This window comes from Aeromicrobium sp. PE09-221 (genome assembly GCF_002174305.1).
Classification (GTDB): domain Bacteria; phylum Actinomycetota; class Actinomycetes; order Propionibacteriales; family Nocardioidaceae; genus Aeromicrobium.
The window spans coordinates 186,816-206,415 of the sequence record NZ_MIJB01000003.1 but is presented as its reverse complement, the minus strand read 5'-3'; the positions used below and the strand labels follow the sequence as shown (position 1 = coordinate 206,415).

19 protein-coding genes and 1 pseudogene are annotated in these 19,600 nt (G+C 68.1%); 15 read left to right on the top strand and 5 right to left on the bottom strand.

Annotation, left to right across the window (positions count from 1 at the left end):
- Nucleotides 1-50 precede the first annotated feature (50 nt).
- The 5 genes from BHE97_RS02190 to BHE97_RS02170 are packed head-to-tail and all read left to right on the top strand — an operon-like array spanning nt 51 to nt 4,296.
- On the top strand, nt 51-1,178 hold the full coding sequence (locus BHE97_RS02190) for a GAF domain-containing sensor histidine kinase (RefSeq protein ID WP_201791272.1): 1,128 nt from the start codon (nt 51-53) through the stop codon (nt 1,176-1,178).
- A gap of 26 nt (nt 1,179-1,204) precedes the next feature.
- Entirely contained in the window at nt 1,205-1,834 is a 630-nt protein-coding gene (locus tag BHE97_RS02185; protein ID WP_087622368.1) for a response regulator transcription factor, read from the top strand.
- Nucleotides 1,835-1,883: 49 nt separating this feature from the next.
- Entirely contained in the window at nt 1,884-3,161 is a 1,278-nt protein-coding gene (gene glyA, locus BHE97_RS02180) for a serine hydroxymethyltransferase (RefSeq protein ID WP_087622367.1), read from the top strand.
- 53 nt (nt 3,162-3,214) lie between these two features.
- Complete coding sequence (locus tag BHE97_RS02175) at nt 3,215-3,940, top strand: SURF1 family protein (RefSeq protein WP_087622366.1); 726 nt, start codon at nt 3,215-3,217, stop codon at nt 3,938-3,940.
- Nucleotides 3,937-4,296, top strand: coding sequence for a DUF3817 domain-containing protein (locus tag BHE97_RS02170; protein WP_087622365.1), 360 nt, complete (start codon nt 3,937-3,939; stop codon nt 4,294-4,296). The genes BHE97_RS02175 and BHE97_RS02170 overlap by 4 nt, the downstream gene beginning before the upstream one ends.
- 4 nt (nt 4,297-4,300) lie before the next feature.
- On the opposite strand, the gene BHE97_RS02165 is transcribed toward BHE97_RS02170, so the two are convergent.
- Entirely contained in the window at nt 4,301-5,104 is an 804-nt protein-coding gene (locus BHE97_RS02165; protein WP_087622364.1) for an IclR family transcriptional regulator, read from the bottom strand.
- Between the two features lie 180 nt (nt 5,105-5,284).
- Here BHE97_RS02165 and ccrA point away from each other — a divergent pair, with 180 nt between their 5' ends.
- The 7 genes from ccrA to BHE97_RS02130 are packed head-to-tail and all read left to right on the top strand — an operon-like array spanning nt 5,285 to nt 13,866.
- Nucleotides 5,285-6,559: a crotonyl-CoA carboxylase/reductase gene (gene ccrA / locus BHE97_RS02160; protein ID WP_201791271.1), complete on the top strand. Its 1,275-nt coding sequence runs from the start codon at nt 5,285-5,287 to the stop codon at nt 6,557-6,559.
- Nucleotides 6,560-6,593: 34 nt separating this feature from the next.
- Entirely contained in the window at nt 6,594-7,406 is an 813-nt protein-coding gene (locus tag BHE97_RS02155; protein ID WP_170931203.1) for an enoyl-CoA hydratase/isomerase family protein, read from the top strand.
- Complete coding sequence (locus tag BHE97_RS02150) at nt 7,406-9,511, top strand: acetate--CoA ligase family protein (protein WP_170931202.1); 2,106 nt, start codon at nt 7,406-7,408, stop codon at nt 9,509-9,511. The genes BHE97_RS02155 and BHE97_RS02150 overlap by 1 nt, the downstream gene beginning before the upstream one ends.
- The gene (locus BHE97_RS02145) at nt 9,508-10,326 is read left to right on the top strand and encodes an ABC transporter ATP-binding protein (protein WP_087622361.1); all 819 of its coding nucleotides are present in this window, start codon (nt 9,508-9,510) and stop codon (nt 10,324-10,326) included. Before BHE97_RS02150 ends, BHE97_RS02145 begins: the two co-directional genes overlap by 4 nt.
- The gene (locus BHE97_RS02140; RefSeq protein WP_087622360.1) at nt 10,326-11,168 is read left to right on the top strand and encodes an ABC transporter permease; all 843 of its coding nucleotides are present in this window, start codon (nt 10,326-10,328) and stop codon (nt 11,166-11,168) included. The genes BHE97_RS02145 and BHE97_RS02140 overlap by 1 nt, the downstream gene beginning before the upstream one ends.
- A 27-nt stretch (nt 11,169-11,195) precedes the next feature.
- Nucleotides 11,196-12,275: an ABC transporter substrate-binding protein gene (locus BHE97_RS02135; protein ID WP_087622359.1), complete on the top strand. Its 1,080-nt coding sequence runs from the start codon at nt 11,196-11,198 to the stop codon at nt 12,273-12,275.
- 1 nt (nt 12,276) lies between these two features.
- The gene (locus tag BHE97_RS02130) at nt 12,277-13,866 is read left to right on the top strand and encodes a thiamine pyrophosphate-binding protein (RefSeq protein WP_087622358.1); all 1,590 of its coding nucleotides are present in this window, start codon (nt 12,277-12,279) and stop codon (nt 13,864-13,866) included.
- Nucleotides 13,867-13,979: 113 nt separating this feature from the next.
- Here the strand turns inward: BHE97_RS02130 and BHE97_RS02125 are convergent, their stop codons facing one another.
- Both BHE97_RS02125 and BHE97_RS20945 read right to left on the bottom strand, forming a co-directional pair.
- On the bottom strand, nt 13,980-14,753 hold the full coding sequence (locus BHE97_RS02125; protein ID WP_236757486.1) for an enoyl-CoA hydratase/isomerase family protein: 774 nt from the start codon (nt 14,751-14,753) through the stop codon (nt 13,980-13,982).
- Nucleotides 14,750-14,872 (bottom strand): hypothetical protein, encoded by a 123-nt coding sequence (locus tag BHE97_RS20945; RefSeq protein ID WP_272896889.1) that lies wholly within the window; start codon nt 14,870-14,872, stop codon nt 14,750-14,752. The genes BHE97_RS02125 and BHE97_RS20945 overlap by 4 nt, the downstream gene beginning before the upstream one ends.
- Before the next feature lie 74 nt (nt 14,873-14,946).
- Between BHE97_RS20945 and BHE97_RS02120 the strand changes: the two genes are divergently transcribed.
- Nucleotides 14,947-15,465: a peptidylprolyl isomerase gene (locus BHE97_RS02120; RefSeq protein WP_087622356.1), complete on the top strand. Its 519-nt coding sequence runs from the start codon at nt 14,947-14,949 to the stop codon at nt 15,463-15,465.
- Nucleotides 15,466-15,547: 82 nt separating this feature from the next.
- Nucleotides 15,548-16,396 carry a rhomboid family intramembrane serine protease gene (locus tag BHE97_RS02115; protein ID WP_170931201.1) on the top strand — a complete coding sequence of 283 codons (849 nt, stop codon included), beginning with the start codon at nt 15,548-15,550 and terminating at the stop codon, nt 16,394-16,396.
- Nucleotides 16,397-16,693: 297 nt separating this feature from the next.
- On the opposite strand, the pseudogene BHE97_RS02110 reads toward BHE97_RS02115, so the two are convergent.
- Nucleotides 16,694-16,942: pseudogene (locus BHE97_RS02110) on the bottom strand (cell division protein CrgA); the annotation flags it as partial.
- Nucleotides 16,943-16,998: 56 nt separating this feature from the next.
- Between BHE97_RS02110 and BHE97_RS20940 the strand changes: the two are divergent.
- Complete coding sequence (locus BHE97_RS20940; RefSeq protein ID WP_343286109.1) at nt 16,999-17,751, top strand: DUF881 domain-containing protein; 753 nt, start codon at nt 16,999-17,001, stop codon at nt 17,749-17,751.
- Nucleotides 17,752-17,835: 84 nt separating this feature from the next.
- Here BHE97_RS20940 and pknB read toward each other — a convergent pair whose 3' ends face one another.
- On the bottom strand, nt 17,836-19,557 hold the full coding sequence (gene pknB / locus BHE97_RS02100) for a Stk1 family PASTA domain-containing Ser/Thr kinase (protein WP_087622352.1): 1,722 nt from the start codon (nt 19,555-19,557) through the stop codon (nt 17,836-17,838).
- Nucleotides 19,558-19,600: the final 43 nt, after the last annotated feature.

Genomic DNA, 19,600 nt, shown 5'->3' with positions numbered 1-19,600 from the left:
CGGGACGAAGGTCCCGGCGCGATCGGGACCTCCGGCCATAGGCTGAGGCCGTGGACGATCAGCGATGGGAGCACCTGCTCGGAGCGGTGACCGATCTGGCAGCCGGTCGGGACCTCGACGAGTTGATCGGATCGACCGTCCAGCGGGCATGCGAGGTCACCGGTGCCCGGTACGGTGCGCTCGGGGTCATCGATCCGGCCGGCCGCGAACACCGGCTCGCGCAGTTCACGACCCATGGGATCGATGACGACACCCGTGCGCGGATCGGCGACCCCCCGGAGGGGCACGGCCTCTTGGGCCATCTCATCGACCATCCGCACCCACTGCGCCTGGACGATCTTCGCGATCACCCGTCCTCGGTGGGCTTCCCACCACATCACCCGCCGATGTCGAGCTTCCTGGGGGTGCCGGTGCATGTCGGCGATGCCGTGTACGGGAACCTCTACCTCGCCGGGAAGGATTCCGGCTTCGACGCCGCCGATGAGCGGCTGGTCATCGCCCTCGCGGCCGCCGCCGGTGTCGCGATCGCCAATGCCCAGCTTTACGCGGCGGTACTGGATGCCCGCGAGGAGCATGCCCAGCTGGCGGTCTACGCCGATCGCGACCGGATCGCTCGCGATCTCCACGATGTCGTGATCCAACGGCTGTTCGCCACTGGGCTCTCCCTGGATCGCTCGTCGCGACGAATCGAGGATCCGTCCGCGAGCGAGCGGCTCGCCGAGGCAATCGAGGAGATCGACGGCACGATCCGTGAGATCCGCCGCACCATCTTCGAGCTCGGCGACCGGACCGATCTGGTGAGCGCGGTCCATCGGGTCGTGGAGACGGCGAGTGAGTCCCTCGAGCATCCGCCGGAGCTCGAGATCGAGGGCGACCTGGAGGCCCTGGACCCGGCGCTGGGCCAGCACGTCCTGGCGGTCGTCCGGGAGGGACTCGCCAATGTCGCGCGCCACGCGCGGGCCGAGCACGCGACCGTCGAGATCCGCGTCGGCGGGGGCGAGGTGAGTGTGCGCGTGGTCGACGACGGCCGCGGGATCGTCGCACGACCACGACGCGACAGCGGTCTGCGCAATCTGCGCGAGCGCGCCCAGGCCCGTGGCGGCTCGGTGGCGGTGACGCCGCTGGCTCCTGGCGGCACCCAGCTGATCTGGCGGGTGCCCGTAGTCGGGCGTCCCTGACCCCAGGGATGGCCTAGATTGGGGCTGTGGAGACGACGCGGATCTTCCTGCTCGACGACCACGAGGTGGTGCGTCGTGGGATTCGTGATCTCTTGGAGGAGGAGCCCGATCTGACGGTGATCGGCGAGGCGGGCACGACGGCCGATGCTCTCGCCCGCATCCCGGCCGTCGCCCCCGATGTCGCGGTGCTCGACGCACGGCTCCCCGATGGGTCGGGTGTCGAGGTCTGCCGCGAGATCCGCCGCCGTCAACCCGATGTGGCCGTGCTGATCCTCACGTCCTATGAGGACGACGACGCGCTCTTCGAGGCGATCAGCGCGGGCGCCGCCGGTTTCCTGCTCAAACAGGTGCGCGGCACCGACCTCATCGATGCGGTGCGCCGGGTCGCTGCCGGACAGTCTCTCCTGGACCCGGCCGTGACCCATGCGGTCCTCGAGCGCCTGCGTTCCGCCCCCGTCGATCCGCTCGCGGAGCTCAGCGACCAGGAACGCCGCGTCTTCGCGCATCTGCGCGAGGGCCTGTCGAATCGGGAGATCGCGGCGGCGATGGTGCTCTCGGAGAAGACGGTCAAGAACTACGTCTCGACGATCCTCGCCAAGCTCGGGCTCGAGCGCCGGGCGCAGGTGGTCGTCTTCGCCCAGCAGCACGGCATCTGAGACACGGTGCCGGGACGAGCCTGTCGTCGGGGCCGGATACTCTAGGGATATGAGCCATGACGCGCACCTCGTCGACTTCGATCCCGAGATCGCCTCGCTCCTCGATGCCGAGCTGGACCGCCAGCAGAGCACCCTGGAGATGATCGCCTCGGAGAACTTCGCGCCCGTCGCCGCCCTCGAGGCGCAGGGCAGCGTGCTCACCAATAAGTACGCCGAGGGTTACCCCGGCAAGCGGTATTACGGCGGTTGCGAGTTCGTCGATCAGGTCGAGCAGATCGCGATCGACCGGCTCAAGCAGCTCTTCGACGCCCAGTACGCCAATGTGCAGCCCCACTCTGGTGCGAGCGCCAATGCGGCCGCGCTGCACGCCCTGGCGAGCGCCGGTGACACCATCCTCGGCCTCGATCTCGCCAACGGCGGCCATCTCACGCACGGCATGAAGCTCAACTTCTCCGGGCGTCTCTACCATGTCGTCCCCTATCACGTGGTCCCCGAGACCGGCCTGGTCGACATGGACGAGGTCCGCGCGCTCGCGATCGAGCACCAGCCCAAGGTGATCATCGCGGGATGGTCCGCCTACCCGCGTCAGCTCGACTTCGGCGCCTTCCGTGCGATCGCCGACGAGGTCGGTGCCAAGCTGTGGGTCGACATGGCGCACTTCGCCGGCCTGGTCGCGGCGGGCCTGCACCCCAGCCCGATCCCCCACGCGCATCTAGTCACCACCACCACGCACAAGACCCTCGGCGGCCCGCGTGGCGGCGTGATCCTCACCAACGACGAGGATGTCGCCAAGAAGATGCGCTCGGCGGTCTTCCCAGGCCAGCAGGGTGGTCCCCTCGAGCATGTGATCGCGGCCAAGGCCGTCGCCTTCAAGATGGCCCTCGAGCCCGAGTTCACCGACCGCCAGCAGCGCACGCTCGACGGTGCCCGGATCCTGGCCGAACGGTTGCTGGCCGATGACGCCAAGGCCGCGGGCATCCAGGTGCTGAGCGGCGGCACCGATGTGCACCTCGTGCTCGTCGACCTCCGCGACTCCCAGCTCAACGGGCAGCAGGCCGAGGACCGCCTCGACGCTGTCGGCATCACCGTCAACCGCAATGCGGTGCCCAATGACCCGCGGCCTCCGATGGTCACCTCGGGCCTGCGTATCGGCACGCCGGCGCTGGCCACCCGCGGCTTCGGCGCCGATGAGTTCCGTGAGGTCGCCGACATCATCGCCGAGGCGCTCCAGCCCGGTGATGTCGACATCGACGGGTTACGCAAGCGGACCGCCGCGCTGGCTGATCGCTTCCCGCTGTACCCCGGCATCAAGCCCTTCACGGCCTGACCTTGTCCGGCGAACGCCCTCTGTCGACGTGGCGGCTGTGGTTCCGGCCGTCGATGATCGGGCTGCACGCCTTCGCGATCCTCGCGATCGCGGTCTGCGTGGTCGCCGGCTCGTGGCAGCTCGGGGTGTACGACGCCCGTCAGTCCGAGCAGCGTGCCGACGTCCAGGAGGTCCCTACGGCTCCCCTGGCCGAGGTGTGGGGGCCCGATGACGTCTTCACCTCCGTGCAACAGCGCCGGCCGGTGACCGTCACCGGGCAGTTCCGTCCGGCCGAGGAGCAGATCTGGGTCACCGGACAGGAGCAGGCCGGTGAGGGCGAGGGCGCCTGGCTGGTCGCCCCGGTGATGGTCGAGGATTCGGCGCTCCTCGTGGTGCGGGGCTGGACGGCAGAGCAGCCGGACGCCTTCCCGGCCGTTCCGCAGGGGGAGATCTCCTTCGATGCGGTCCTTCAGCCGAGCGATACCCCGGCGGGCCGGTTCGATGCCGATACCCGCACGATCGGCTCGGTGCGGGTCCAGACGCTCATCAACGAGCTGCCCTACGACCTGTGGTCCGGGTATGCGCTGGGCGAGGACGCGACGATCGTCCCGGCCGGATTCTCGGCGCCCGACATCCCCGAGCCCGAGGTCTCCTGGACCGCCGGCGGTCGCAACCTCGGCTACGGGCTGCAGTGGTGGGTGTTCGGCGCCTTCGTCGTGTTCATGTGGTGGCGCATGGGCCGCGAGTCGGTCGAGACCGCGCGGGAGGCATTGGATCGCGGCGATACGCTGACGACGTGACTTCCGAGCCGCAGACGACAGCGCCGGCCACCGACGGGCTCCTGCGGGCCTATCAGGTGATGGCCACGATCGTCGGCATCAACCTGATCCTCGTCATGGCGGGCTTCATCGGCAAGCTCGTCACGGAATACGGCTTCTTCCACGACTACGCCGATGTCTTCCTGGTGATCGACCAGCTCCACGGCGTGCTGTTCATCGTGCTGGTCGTGCTGGTCGCCAAGCTGACCTTGCGCCAGAAGTGGAGTTGGCTCTACATGGTCAGCGTGCTGTTGCTGGCCTGTATCCCGCTCGTCTCGTTCTGGTCCGAGCGCCGCACCACGCACCGGGTGCAGCGCGACCGCTCCCACACGGCCTAGCCTCTCACGGCCGAGTGGTGTCATCGGCCTGCCGTTCGAGCTGGCCCTCGATCGTCGTGGCGGTGGCACGGAGCTTCTCGATGATCTCGGAGAAGTCGCGGGGAGCCGCGACCATCGTCGGGCGGGCGGCGGCGATAGCCGCGACGATCCGTCCATCGTGGTGGATCGGCACCGAGGCGGCGTGCAGGCCGACCTCGTTCTCGCCCAGATTGGTCGCATAGCCCCGGCGACGGACCTCCTCGAGCTGTCGCTCGAGCTCACCGAGGTCGGCGATCGTGTGCTCGGTGACCTTGGGGGGGTCCTCCGGGTACAGGGTGGCGAGGTGATGGGGCGGCAGTGCGGCCAGCAGCACCTTGCCGCTGCTGGTGCTGTGCGCCGGCGAGCGTGAGCCGATCCGGACGCTCACCCGTACCGGCTGCGGACTCTCGCAGCCGTCGATGAAGCGGATGTCCGTGCCCTCCAGGACGGACAGGTGGACCGTCCATCCGTGGGTATTCGCGAGTCTCTCGATGTGCGGCATGCTCGCGCGTCGCAGCTCCTGATGATCGGTCGACGCGAGTGCGATCTCGACGAGCACCTCACCGGGCAGGTAGACCCGTTTGATCGGGTCGTGGCGCAGGAACCCCAGATAGGTCAGGGTCGACAACAGGCGATGCGCCGTGGACCGCGCCACCCCGAGCCGGTCGCTGACCTCGGTGACACGCAGTCGAGGTGAATTACGGAGCCACAACAGGATGCGCAGGGCGTTCTCGGCCGACTCCACGAGATAGGGCGGTCGCCCAGCACTCTCCCCCTCTACGTATCGCATAGCAGAACACTACACCGTCGATGTTGTTGTTACCAGAACGTTTCGCGGCCGGCTGCCAATGTTCTGTTGTAAAGAATTAACGCAGATGACATTTCCTTCCAGTGATACTCGTGCTTTGATATTTGCCAGATCAGTGATGTGACACGCGCCACAGAATGGTGCGGCAACCAAGGAGAACCCGTGGACGACGTCCGAAGCCCTGTATCGACCTTCACCGGCTCAGTACCGCTCGGTGAGCTGCCTGAACCCGGAGAGGTTCCCAGCACCATGACCGCACTCGTGGTGCGGGCGGAACGCTTCGGCGATCCCGAGCAGGCCTTCCAGGTCGAGACCGAGGTCCCGGTGCCGACCCTCGGCCCCCATGAGGTGCTGATCGGTGTCAAGGCTGCCGGTGTCAACTACAACAACGTCTGGGCCGCCCGCGGCTATCCGGTCGACGTGATCGGAGCCCGGCAGCGTGGCGGGGAGCCCGAGGACTTCCACATCGGCGGCTCGGACGCCTCCGGCATCGTCCATGCCACCGGCTCCGAGGTCGACGGCATCGAGATCGGAGACGAGGTCATCGTGCACCCGGGTTACTGGGACCAGCAGGACCCGTGGATCGCCGCGGGCAAAGATCCGATGATCGCCCCCAGTGCCCAGATCTGGGGCTACAACACGAACTACGGGTCCTTCGCGCAGTTCGCGCGGGTGCAGGCCCATCAGGTGCTGCCGAAGGCCGCCCACCTCTCCTGGGCCGAGGCGGCCGCACCGACGCTGGTCGGCACTACGGCCTATCGGATGCTGCACGGCTGGCAGGGCAACACCGTCCAGCCCGGGGACCTCGTCCTGGTATGGGGCGGCTCGGGTGGACTCGGCACGCAGGCGATCCAGCTGGTGAACCAGGCCGGCGGCCAGGCGGTCGCCGTCGTCTCGGACGACGAGCGCGGCCGCTACGCCGAGAAGATCGGGGCGATCGGCTATATCGACCGGAACGACTACGGGCACTGGGGTGTCCCTCCCCTCGTCGACGACCGCGCCGGGCAGAAGGAGTGGACCGCCGAGGCACGCCGCTTCGGCAAGCGGATCTGGGAGATCGCCGGCGAGCGCAAGGACCCGGCCATCGTCTTCGAGCACCCCGGCGGCGCGACCGTGCCGACCAGCATCTTCGTCTGCGAGTCCGGCGGCATGGTGGTCATCTGTGCGGGCACCAGCGGCTACGACGCGATGGTCGATCTGCGCTACCACTGGACCCGTCAGAAGCGCCTGCAGGGCAGCCACGGCACCAATGACGAGCAGGCCAAGGCCTACAACGACCTCCTCCGCGCCGGTGAGATCTCCCCGTGCCTCGGGCGGACGGTCCGCTTCGATGAGCTGCCACAGGCCCACGCGGCCATGGGCCGCGGCGAACAGGTCTTCGGCAATGTCGTCGGCCTCGTCGGAGCAGTCGACGAGCACGACGGCCGCTCGGCCTGACCCCCTCTTCCCCCGCACGAACGGAGCACGACCCATGCACTACGACGACCTCACCGTCTCCCGCGAGAACGGCGTCACGACGATCACGATCAATCGCCCCGAGAAGCACAATGCACTGCGTCAGCAGACCTTCGCCGAGCTCGGCGCGGCGGTCGCCGCGGCGGGTGCCGACCGGGAGACGCGCGTCATCGTCCTGACCGCCGCCGGATCGCGGATCTTCTGCTCGGGCATCGACCTCGAGGCCGATGGTCTCCCCGCGACCACCGAGGAGTGGGACGACCACACCAAGGGGAATGCCGATGTGATCCGGAGCATCTGGTACTGCGACAAGCCGGTCATCACCGCCCTCAACGGCGGCGCCATCGCCGGCGGCTGCAATCTCGCGATGGTCGGTGATCTGACGATCGCCGCCGACACCGCTTTCCTCTCCGAGCCGGAGATCCGGCACGGCGCCCTCTCCCCGTTGTTGATGCTTCCCTGGCTGATGAGCTTCAAGGGATTCAACGAGCTCTACCTGACGGGGGACCGCCTCGACGCCGCCCGAGCCCGCGAGGTCGGCCTGGTCAACTACGTGGTCGCCCCCGAGGACCTCGGCCGCGAGGCGCAGCGCCTGGCCGAGCGGGTCGCCAATGCCCCGATGTACGCGCTCACCCTCGCCAAGCGCGCCGTGCGACTCACGCTCGACATCCAGGGCTTCAAGGCCGCGCAGGACGCGCACCGCTATATCGACACGATCCTGCTCGGCTCGCAGGGCGTCGTGGAGAAGGAACGGATCATGTCAGTGCTCGCCGAGGACGGCATGGGCGCCTTCCTCCGGGCGAGGGACACGCCGTACGGGGAGCGATGATGGACGACCTGCGCACCCTGCTCGACCCGGTGTCCATCGCGGTCGTGGGCGCCTCGCCTCGCGGGAACCGCGGACTGCAGATCATCGAGAACCTGCAGCGCTTCGGCTCGTCGGCGCGGATCTACCCGGTGCATCCACGGGAGACCACGATCGCCGGACTGCCGGCCTATCCCGACGCGGCCTCCTTGCCCGAGACCTGTGAGTTCGTCGCCATCGCCCTCGATGCCGACCGATCCCTCGACGTGCTCGAGGAGTTCGTGGCCGCCGGCACGCGGGCGGGATCCCTCATCGCCAGCGGATTCGGGGAGGGCGGCAGCGGCGCCGAACAGCGGCGACGCCTGGACGCCATCATCAATGAGTCCGGATTCCTCCTCTGCGGTCCGAACTGCTACGGGATCCTCAACGCCACGACCGGATTCGCGGCCTACAGCGGACAACTCGTCGAACCGTTCACCCGTGGGAACATCGCCCTGGTGATGCAGTCCGGGGCGCTGACGCACTCGGTGACCGACTCGGCCGTCGGCCGTGGCCTCGGCCTCAGCCACCTCATCACCACCGGCAATGAGGCCGGTGTGGGGCTCGGGCGTTATGTCCGCGCGCTGGCCCACGACGAGAGCGTCGGCGTCATCGGCTTGTTCATCGAGGGGCTGCGCGATGTCGAGGAGTTCAGCTCCGCGGCGATCGAGGCCGCAGAGGCGGGCAAGCCGGTGGTCGCCCTCACTGTCGGCAGGTCGGCTCTGGGACAACAGGCCGCACTCGCCCACACCGGGGCGATCGCCGGACAGGGGTCGGCGTTGACCGGACTGCTGCGGCGGTGTGGTGTCGCCCAGGTCGACGATCTCGACGAGTTCCGAGAGACGCTCCTGCTCTTCTCCGCGGGTCTGGTGCCCTCTGCCCCGGCCGCGGCGATCACCTCGATCTCCGGCGGTGGCACGGGGCTGCTCGCGGACCTGTCCGAGGACATCGGGCTCCCGGTCGCCGATCTGAGTGCCGACTCCCGCGAGAGCCTGGCCGCGGCTCTGCCGGGCTTCGCCACCGTTGCGAACCCGCTCGACCTGACCGGCGCCTCAGTCGAGGACCCCACCATCGCCGTTGAGGCCCTGGATCTCCTCAAGTCCGATCCGGGGGTCGGTGTCGTGGTCCTCGCACTGAACGTCCTATGCGGATCCGCGGGCCAGGAGTCGCTCTACCGCGCGCAGGCCGATGTGCTCGCGAAGTGCGCCGCGAACCCGGGGGCTCCGGTGCTCGCCATGAGCCTGACGACCGGAGCAGCCGACGAGGTCGTCGTCGACACGCTGACGCGCAACGGGGTACCGGTGCTGTCCGGCGCCCGGCCCTCGATCGCGGCGATCACCGCCTGGCTCGACTGGCATCGCCGTGGTCGTCCGCTGCCGCTCGGCACCCAGAGCACCGAAGCGGTCGTGTCCTGGGACGGCGGTCCCGTCGCCGCGGGAGCCCAGGCCATGGATCTGCTCGCCGAGGCAGGTGTGCCGATCCCGGCATCGATCCTCGTCTCCTCCCCCACGGAGGCCGCCGAAGCGTGGGACTCGCTCACCCCGCCGGTGGTGCTCAAGTTAGAGGCGGCCGGCCTCTCCCACAAGACCGAGGTCGGCGGTGTCGTCACCTCGATCGGATCGCGTGAACAGCTGCTCGAAGAGGTCTCGCGCATGCGCGAGACCGTGCTGACTCGGGCGCCGGAACTCGTCGTCGACGGATTCCTGCTCCAAGAGCAGGTTCAGGCGGACACGGTCGAGTGCATCGTCGGCGTCGTCCGGGACCCGCAGGTAGGGCTGGTGCTCACCGTCGCACCCGGAGGAGTATTGGCAGAGCTGATGGGCCCCGCCGCCACGGTGCCGATTCCGGCGGCGCGGCAGGACATCGAGGAGCTCATCGACTCCTCGCCGCTGGCCACGCTGCTCGGCGGTTACCGCGGCGCGACGGCCAAGGATCGCTCGGCACTGGTCGACCTGGTCGAGCGTTTCAGCCGGCTTGCCGCCCGATGCGGGCCCGGTCTCGCGGCGGCGGAGCTCAATCCCGTCCTGGTAGGTGCCGAAGGAGACGGGGCGGTCGCGGTCGACGCCCTGTTCGTGAAGGAGGAGTCATGAGAGTGGTATCCACAGATCCATCGCAGCTCGACCGGTCCGGTGACGACCGGCTCATCTCGATCCGCGGGGCGACCCTCGCCTATCCGACGGCGAGCGGCGAGCCGGTGCAGGCGCTCAATCCGATCGACCTCGATGTCGCGAAGGAGGCCTTCGTCTCGCTCGTCGGCCCATCGGGATGCGGCAAGAGCACGCTGCTCAAGATCCTGGCCGGACTGCTGCGGCAGAGCGAGGGCGAGGTCACGCTGAGCGGGACCCCGCTGACCGGCCCGTCACCCCACGTCGGCGTGGTCTTCCAACAGCCGGTGCTGCTGCCGTGGCTGACGATCCTCAACAATGTCCTGCTGCCGATCCGGGTGCAGAAGCGCGATGTGGACCAGTACCGGGAGCGTGCACGTCAGCTGCTCTCCATGGTGGGCCTCGACGGCTTCGAGTCTCGCTATCCCTCGGAGCTCTCCGGAGGCATGCAGCAGCGGGTGGGCATCGTGCGCGCTCTCGTGCCCGACCCGGAGATCCTGCTCATGGACGAGCCCTTCGGCGCCCTCGACGCCCTCACGCGCGAGCAGCTCAACGACGATCTGCAGACCATCTGGGCCGAGCAGCGCAAGACCATCTTCTTCATCACCCACTCCATCCCGGAGGCGGTCTATCTCAGCGACCGCGTCCTGGTGATGTCGGAGCGTCCCGGCCGGATCGTCGGCGACTTCACGGTGGGCCTTCCCCGCCGCCGGACCCTCGACGATGTCGCGACCCCCGCCTTCGCCGAGCTCACCTCGCAGATCCGTCATCTGCTCAATGCCAAAGGAGGGATCGACTGATGTCTGTCGACACTGCCACGGTCGCGGCCCAGACTCGCGAGGCCGCACCCCGCAAACGCCGCCGGAGCAAGGGCTCGGGCGACTGGTTCGCCGTGATCGCCACCTTCGTGGTGGTCGTGGGCGGATGGGAGGCGGTCGTGCGGATCGCCGATATCTCGGCGATCGTGCTCCCGCCTCCGTCGCTCATCGCCGTCAAGCTCTACGACGGCATCGTGTACGGCACGTTCCTGCCCAATCTCGGCTACACCCTCACCGAGACGGTGCTCGGCTTCGCCATAGCGGCGGTGCTCGGCATCACGCTCGGCGCGCTGGTGGCCGAGATCCGCTGGGTACGCCGAGCCATCTACCCGTACATCGTCGCCTTCCAGACGGTGCCGAAGATCGCCCTCGCCCCGCTGTTGGTCATCTGGTTCGGCTTCGGCATGACCAGCAAGGTGATCGTCGCCGTGACGGTGGCCTTCTTCCCGGTCATCGTCAACACGATCGAGGGTCTGCAGAACACGGACCATCAGCGGATCGACATGATCCGGGCCATGGGCGCGGGACGCTTCGAGACCTTCCGCCGGGTGAAGCTGCCATCGGCGCTCCCGTACATCTTCGCCGGGTTGGACGCGGCGATCGTGCTCTCCCTGCTCGGTGCGGTGGTCGGTGAGTTCATGGGCTCACGGGCCGGACTCGGCAATCAGATCCTCATCTTCAACTCGGTGCTGGACATCGCCGGATCCTTCGCGGTGCTGATCCTGCTCTCGGTCATCGGGTTCCTGCTGCATCTCATCCTCGTCATGGTCCAGAAGCGCGTCGTCTTCTGGACCCAGGTCCACGCCGTCTCCAGCGGCGCGTAACACCCGTCCCCCTCAGGAGTTAGATCCATGAACGCACTGTCCAAAGTCACCTGTTCGACCGCCGTCGCGATGACGGCCGTCCTCGCCCTGTCCGCCTGCGGCGGGTCATCGGGCGGGGACCAGAACGAGAGCCTCGTCGTGGCCATGGGTCACGAGGCGCCGTACCCGGGCGAGGAGGCCGTCATGTACGCCATCCCCAAGGGCCTCGGCCTGTTCGAGGACTACGGCATCGACGTGGACTACCAGCCCACGGCCGGTTCGGCGGTCGCCATCCAGTTGGTGCAGGCCGGTGAGGCTGACCTCGGTCAGGGCAACCCGTCCTCGGTGATGGCGGCGATCAACAAGGATGTCGACATCGCCATCACCTACAACATCATCCCCGAGTACGGTTCGGGTCTGGCGGTGCTCCCTGACAGTGCCATCGAGTCCCCGGCCGATCTGGCCGGTACCACGATCGGCGTGGCATCGCTGTCCTCCTCGCGCCTCCCCGAGGCCCAGGCCATGGCGGCCGAGGCGGGTCTCAGCGATGAGGTGGAGTTCGTCGCCGTCGGCGTGGGCGCCCAGGCCGCCAGCGCGTTGAGCTCCGGCAAGGTCGACGGCCTGTATCTCTGGGACGCCGCCTATCAGTCCATCCAACTCGGCGGCACCGACCTGCGGGTCATCAGCGATGTCTTCCCCGAGGCCGAGCAGCTGCTCGACTTCGTCCAGTACGCCAGCGGCGATGCGATCGAGAACAAGAGCGACGCCCTGGGGAAGCTGGGTCGCGCGGGGGCAGTCGCCCAGGTTTGGGCGAAGGACAACCTGGAGGAGGCCCTCGACATGTTCTACGACGAGTTCCCCAATGCCCGTTCCGATGCGGAGGGGCGTGAGCGCGACCTGGCCATCTTGAAGTTCACACTGGAGCAGTTCGACCCCGAGGGCAGCACGCAGTCGGGTTTCGGTGATACGCCGAAGGACCGCACCGATGTCACCTCGGCCTTCCTCGCCGATAACGACCTGCTGCCCGAGGCCCTGCCCGCCGACGAGTATGTGGACAACAGCTTCGTGAAGGCCTACAACGAGGACATCGCCGGCGAGGTCGAACGGATCTCGAAGGAATCGCGGTGAGATGAGGATCTACGCGGAGCTGGTCCGAGCGCTGCGCTCGTCCGGGGTCGACACGGTCTTCGGCCTCATGGGGGACGGGAACCTCGACCACGTCGTGACCTTCATGGCCGACGGCGGCCGATTCGTCCCGGTGCTGCACGAGGGTGGGGCCGTCAGCATGGCCGACGGTTGGTCGAGGACGACGGGCGCGATCGGTGTCGCATCGGTCACCCACGGTCCCGGATTCACCAATACCCTGACCGCCCTGACGGAGGCGGCGCGAGCGAACAGCCGGGTGCTGCTCCTCACCGGTGATACGCCCGAGGGCAGCGAGCACTTGCAGCGCTTCGATCTGCGGTCGGCCACCGAGCTCACCGGGGCGCGCTATGTGCGTGTCACCGAGGAGGGGGCCGCCGGCCAGATCGCGGGTGCGCTCGAACAGGTCCGTACGGGTCCGGGTCCGGTGGTGCTCGATGTCCCTGTCGCCGTCGGGGGGCGGGAGCTCCGTGGACCCGCGCCGGTCCTACCGGAACGCGGTATCGACAGGACCGTCCTGGACGAGGACGCCCTCGATGCGGCGGTCGGCATCCTCGCGTCGGCGCGCCGGCCGCTGATCCTGGCGGGGCGGGGGGCGGTGCTCTCCGGGGCGCGTGAGCCGCTGCTGGACCTCGCCGCCCGGGTCGGCGCACCGGTCGCGACCTCTTTGCTCGGCCGGGAGTACTTCGCGGGGGATGCGCGCGATCTCGGCATCGCGGGGACGCTCAGCGATCCGGCCACCCTGGATCTGCTGCTGTGTTCGGACTGCATCGTCTCCTTCGGAGCGAGCCTGAATCCCTTCACCATGGCCGAAGGAGCCCTGGCCTCGGGGCGCGGCATCGTCCAGGTCGATCTCGACAAGGACGCCTTCGGACGCCACGTCAGGGCGGATGCCGTGGTCCACGGCGATGCCGCACAGGTGGCGCGGGCCATGGACGAGCTCCTCGCCGAGGCGGGCTTCGAGCGCGAGGACTGGCACCCGGGGGCACCGGTGCCGTCAACGACCGCACCGCCGGTGGTCGCACGCGGAACCGTCGAGGCGGGAGCGGCGATGGACGAGCTGGACCGACTCCTGCCCCCGGAACGGCTCCTGGTCACCGATACCGGACGATTCGTGTACACCGCCTGGCGCCGCCTCGGTGTCGCACATCCGATGTCCTTCGTCCACACCCTCAACTTCGCGTCGATCGGGTTGGGCGTCGCGACCGGTATCGGAGTCTCGACGGCGCATCCAGATCGCCTCACGGTGGTGGTCGCCGGCGACGGCGGCGGGATGATGGGCCTGGGCGAACTGACCACGGCCGTGCGCGAACGGCTCCCGCTGCTCATCGTGATCGTCGACGACGGGTCGTACGGTATGGAACATCATGCGCTGCGGCAGGCGGGCCTCGACACCGGCTACGCCCGGACCTCGTGGCCGAGCTTCGCCGATGTCGCCCGCGGCTATGGAGCCGAGGCGCACACGGTCACCGATCTCGATCAGCTGCGAGACGTGCTGAGCCAGCTGCCAGCCGTGCCCCCGGGCCCGGTGCTGATCGATGTCGTCGTCGATCCGGAGGCCATGGTCGCGCAGTGACCGTCCCGTGGGCGGTGGGTTACGCACCTCTCAACTGTGTCGAGAGGTGCCTGACCCACCGCTCACGGGCGGATGAGGTGCCTGACTCACCGCTCACGAGGTAGGCCGAGGGGTCAGCGGCCGTGGAAGGTGGCGTTGCCGGGTCCGTCCGTGAGGAAGGACTCCATGCCGTGGCGCAGGTCCTCGGTGTCGAAGAGGGCCGAGGCGATGGACGTGGTGGCCGCGTTCGCCGCCGGCACTCCCCCGGCCTCGTACTGGCGCAGGATGTCCTTGGCGGCGCCGAAGGCCTTCGTCGGCCCATCCGCGAGACCCTCGGCGAAGGAGCGGACCTCCTCCTCGAAGGCGTCCGCCGCGTAGACCCGGTTGACGACATTCCAACGTTCGAGCGTCGCCGCGTCGTACTGCGCGCCGGTGAAGACGAGCTCCTTGGCGCGGGCGACCCCCGCTCGGGCGGCGAGCCGCTGGGTGCCGCCCATCGTGGGGGTCAGGCCGATGACCCGCTCGACGAGACCGAAACGGGCCTTCTCGCTTGTGAGCAGCAGATCGCAGGCCAGCGCCACCTCGAAGGCCCAGGTGAGTGTGAGCGCGTGTGCCGCGAAGACGGTGGGGATCGGCAGTGCCTCGACGCGGTCGGGCAGTTCGAGCATCCGATCGTAGAGCTCTTTGGTGACCTCGCGGCTGGTGCGGGAGTTGAACTCCGAGACATCGACACCGCCGGACACGATCCTGCCCTCGGCGCGGATGACGAGCACTCGGGGGAGCTCGGCCTCGACCTGCTCTAGCGCGGCGTCGAATTCCTCGTGCAATCGTAGTGAATAGAGGTTGACCGGCGGGTCGGAGAAGGTGACGGTCGCGATCCCGCCGTCGCGGGTCAGTTCGACGCTCACCGCAGACCGGCCGAGGAGGAGGGGTCGAAGGACCCGCCCCTGTCGGCCGTGATCTTGCGGTAGCCGATGACAGCGGCGGCGGCGAGTACGCCCAGGACGACGAGACGACGAACAGACATGCCCACCACCGTAACGGTCCCGGTTGCCGGCTCGTGGGAAGATAGGAGAAAGCCCCCCGAAAGAAGGACCAGCAGTGCCCCTCAGCGCGACCTTGCACACCAATCGCGGCGACATCGTCGTCGACCTTTTCGAGCACCAGGCCCCGGTCACGGTGCAGAACTTCGTCGGCCTTGCCGAGGGCGGCAAGGAATGGTTGGACCCCGAAACACAGCAGGTCACCACCAAGCCGCTGTACGCCGGCGTGGTCTTCCACCGCGTGATCGACGGTTTCATGATCCAGGGCGGTGACCCGCTGGGCAATGGCACGGGCGGCCCCGGCTACGAGTTCGCCGATGAGTTCCACCCGGACCTGCAGTTCGACCGTCCCTATCTGCTCGCGATGGCCAATGCCGGACCGGGCACCAATGGCTCGCAGTTCTTCATCACCGTCGGTGCCCAGCCGCACCTGAACCGGCGTCACACGATCTTCGGTGAGGTCTCCGGTGACGAGAGCCGTGCCGTGGTCGATGCCATCGCGACCACTCCGACCGATCGCTTCGACCGGCCTACCGAGCCCGTCGTGATCGAGTCGGTGACCATCGACCGGTCATGACCCCGTGCAGCGAGAGCGGAGCGGGCGGCATGATGCCGCCCGCTCGTTCTCGCTCTCTCCGTGGTCGAGTGCGGGTGGCGATGTGACGCAGCCCGCCGAGGACCATCGTTGCTATCGGCATCCCGATCGCGAGGCCTATATCCGGTGCCAGCGGTGTGACCGGTACATCTGTCCCGAGGACATGCGCGAGGCATCGGTGGGATTCCAGTGCCCGGAGTGTGTCGCCGAGGGGCGTGCCTCGGTCCGCCAGCCGCGCACCGTCGCGGGCGGCGCCATCTCGCTGAACACCAGCGCCGTGACGCTCGCCATCATCGGCATCAATGTCGCGATCCACGTCATCGTCTTCCTGACGGGCGGTTGGTCCAGCCCGCTCAGCCAGGAGGGGGCGATGTCGGGCGTCCGGGTCGCCTTCTTCGACGAGTACTGGCGCCTGTTGACGGCGGCCTTCCTGCACTCGACCTGGCTCCATCTGGGCTTCAACATGTTCGCCCTGTACCTGTTCGGTCCCTTCATCGAGCAGATCCTCGGGCGCGTGCGCTTCGTGCTGACCTATCTGACGCTCGCGGTCGCCTCCTCGGTCTTCGTGTTCTGGCTGTCCGCGCCGGGCGGGGCGACCGTGGGCGCCTCCGGCGCGGTGTTCGGGATGTTCGGTCTCGCGCTCGTCTTCCTCATCCGGCAGCGGCAGAATGTCACCGGCATGCTGGTACTGCTCGGCATCAACGCGTTCATCAGTCTGCAGCCGGGCATCAGCTGGCAGGGGCATCTGGGGGGCTTCGTCACCGGCGTGCTGCTCGGGCTGGTGTTCGCCTTCGCGCCGCGCGAGCGCCGGATCCTGTGGCAGACGTTGGTCTTCGCCGCCCTGTGGATCCTCATCATCGGTGCCACGGCGTTGCGCTCGCTTGAGCTCACCACCGCCTTTCTCGGCCTCTGACCCGTCCGACCCCCCTCCCCCCGGGGCGGTGAATAGGCGTCCGTCCCGTCCCCTCGGCGGTGCGTCAGCGGCCTTTCCGCCCATCACGCCGAGCCCGGCGCACGAATGACATCCGTGTAGTTATCCACAGGTATGTACACACATGTGGAGAGTTACACCGGTGTTATTCACATGGTTACCCCCAGCCGTGGACAAGGTGGACGGGAGCGGGAGACGACGAACGCGCCGGCGTCGGTCCCTGGGAGGCTGTGTCCACAGGGCCGGCGCCCGGCGCGTCGGTCGGAGTCGGTGTTTCGCTCACTCCCACTTCATGGCGAAGCCGAAGGCCGCGACGATGAAGCCCATGCCGATCGCCAGGTTCCACTGGCCGAGATCGGAGTACCAGGGGATCGTGATATCGGTGGAGCTGATCGTGTAGAACACCACGATCCACAGCAGGCCGATGACGGCTGAGATGACCATGGCGGGCGCGGCCCAGCGATTGCCGATCTTCTGAGGCTTCGGTCCGGGGGACTCGTTCTTCTTGCGAAGGGGCACGGTCGTACTCCGATGGGTTCGGCGGCCACGCGGCCGGTTCGGTGTTCTGCACTAGCCTAGTGCGCGTGGCGAGGCATGAGGAGTCCGGGCGCGATCGGCGCGTCCGGCGTGGCTGGCACCTCGCTGTGCTGGGCGTCAGCATCGTATGCGGCTATGCCTTCGTCGCCGCCAATGTCACGTCCGATGGTCTGGACCTGCGCCCCGCCGGCGGGGACATATCGACACTGCTCTCGGACCGGGCGCGAGCGGTCGAGAAGCGTCAGTCCGATGCGTCCGCGCTCCAGCGCGAGATCGATCGCTACACCGAACAGGCCACCAGCTCGTCGGCGCTCGACGAGGCCCGCGAGCGGGTCCGTGCTCTGGAGCCGGTGAGCGGCTTCTCCGAGCTCACCGGACCCGGTATGCGGATCACCCTGACCGATGCGCCCCGCGAGATCGCTCCCGACGGGGTGGACCCGAACTTCCTGGTGGTCCATCAACAGGACATCCAGGCCTTCGTCAACGCCCTGTGGGCGGGGGGCGCGGAGGCCGTCACGCTACAGGGGCAACGGCTCATCTCGACGACCGGCATCAAGTGTGTCGGCAACACGGTCGTCCTCGACGGGGTGCCCTATTCCCCGCCCTATGTCATCGAGGCGATCGGTGACCCGAGCGAGATGTCGCTCGCATTGTCCCAGTCACCGGAGGTCACCACCTACCGGGACTGGGCGGCGCGGTACCAACTCGGCTACGAGCGCACCATGGTCGACTCCCTCGTGGCCCCGGCCTATGAGGGCTCCCTCAACCTCGAACACGCCCAGGTCAGTGAGGACAGCTAACCCCAGCCCGCCCCGACCGTGGGGTAGCTGGTCAATCTCATCGGGCGCGCGATGACATCGACCCCATCACCACCCGCGGGCCGTTCACCGAGGCGATGCGCTCCCTGAAGGGGACGGCGAGGGTGACTCGTCGTCGTCATCATCATTGGTCGACACCGTGATGGTGATGGTCGTGCCGGGAGCCAGCTGGGTGCCGCTGCCCGGGTTCTGCGACACCACCTGCCCGTCGGGGGCATCGGCATTCGCGTCTTCGGTGACGCTCACCTCGAAACCAGCGTCCTCGAGAGTCCTCTGGGCCTCGTCACGTTGCTGGCCGACGACATTCGGCACCGACACCTGGCCACGCGAGATGATCAAGGTGACGGTGCTGCCCTTGGGCAGGGAGGTGCCGGCCGGAGGGTTGGTGTTCAGCACCGTACCGGCGGTAGCCTCGTTGTCGTTCTCCTGGCGTTCGACCTCGAATCCAGCGTCGCGGAGGAGCTGCTCGGCCGAATCGGCGTCATAGTCCCTCAGATTGGGGACCTCGACCTGTTCGGGTCCGGTGCTGATGACCAGATCGACGGCGGTTCCTTCGTCGACGGTCTCCCCCTCGCCCGGCTCGGTGCGGATCACCTGGCCGGAATCGACATCGGCATTGGCCTCCTCGATGACATCGCCGACCTGCAGCTGGGCGTTGTCGAGCGCTCGGGTCGCGGTCTGTTCGTCCATGCCGGCAACCGCCGGGACCGTGGTCTGAGCCACCGTCTCGGCGCCATCATCGAACCAACCCGCGAAGTAGCCGAAGCCGAGCGCGGCGATGAGCGCTACGAGGAGCACCGCGAGAGCGATCCACCACTTCTTCTTCGATGAGGACTCCTCGTCCTCGTCGGCAGCCACGGGGGCTGCGGCTGCGGCCGGTGCGACCGCCGTCGCACCGATCGCCTGCGTGGCCTGGGTGGGAGCATCGACGTGACCACCGGCGAGCACGCGCTCGATGTCCTTGCGCATGTCGGCGGCACTGGAGTACCGGTCGTCGACCCGCTTGGCGAGGGCCTTGGCGACGATGTGATCGATCTCGACGCTGACCTCGGGGTTCAGCTGAGAGGGGGGCGTGGCCTCCTCGCGCACATGCTGATAGGCGACCGAGACCGGGCTGTCGCCCACGAACGGGGGACGACCGGTCAACAGCTCGTAGAGCACGCAGCCGGTGGAGTAGATGTCGCTGCGCGCGTCGACCGTCTCACCGCGCGCCTGCTCCGGGGACAGATACTGGGCGGTGCCGATGACAGCGGCCGTCTGCGTCATGGCGGTCGAGGAATCGGCGATCGCCCGAGCGATGCCGAAGTCCATGACCTTCACCTGGCCGGCCGGCGTCAGCATGATGTTGGCCGGCTTGATGTCGCGGTGGATGATGCCGGCGCGATGGCTGTAGTCCAGGGCACTCAGGATGTCCGCCGTGATCGAGAGCGCGCGTTCCGGCATGATCTTGCGACCATCGCGCAGCACGTCGCGCAGCGTCCGGCCCTCGACGAGCTCCATGACGATGTACGGGATGTTGTTGCCGTGGATGTCCTCGGCCTCGCCGGTGTCGTAGACCGCGACGATCGAGGGATGGTTCAGCGACGCCGCGGACTGTGCCTCGCGACGGAATCGCTCTTGGAAGGTCGGATCGGCTGCGAGATCGGCGCGCAGTTGCTTGATCGCGACGGGGCGTCCCAGACGCAGGTCGCGGCCTTCGCGCACGTCGGCCATGCCACCGCGGCCGAGGAGGCCGCTGATTTGGTAGCGGTCTCCCAGCGGAACGGGGGTCTCGTCCGATTCGGTCATGCTGTTCAGTCTCCCAGACGGTATTGGGTGGTGACGGGGGCCT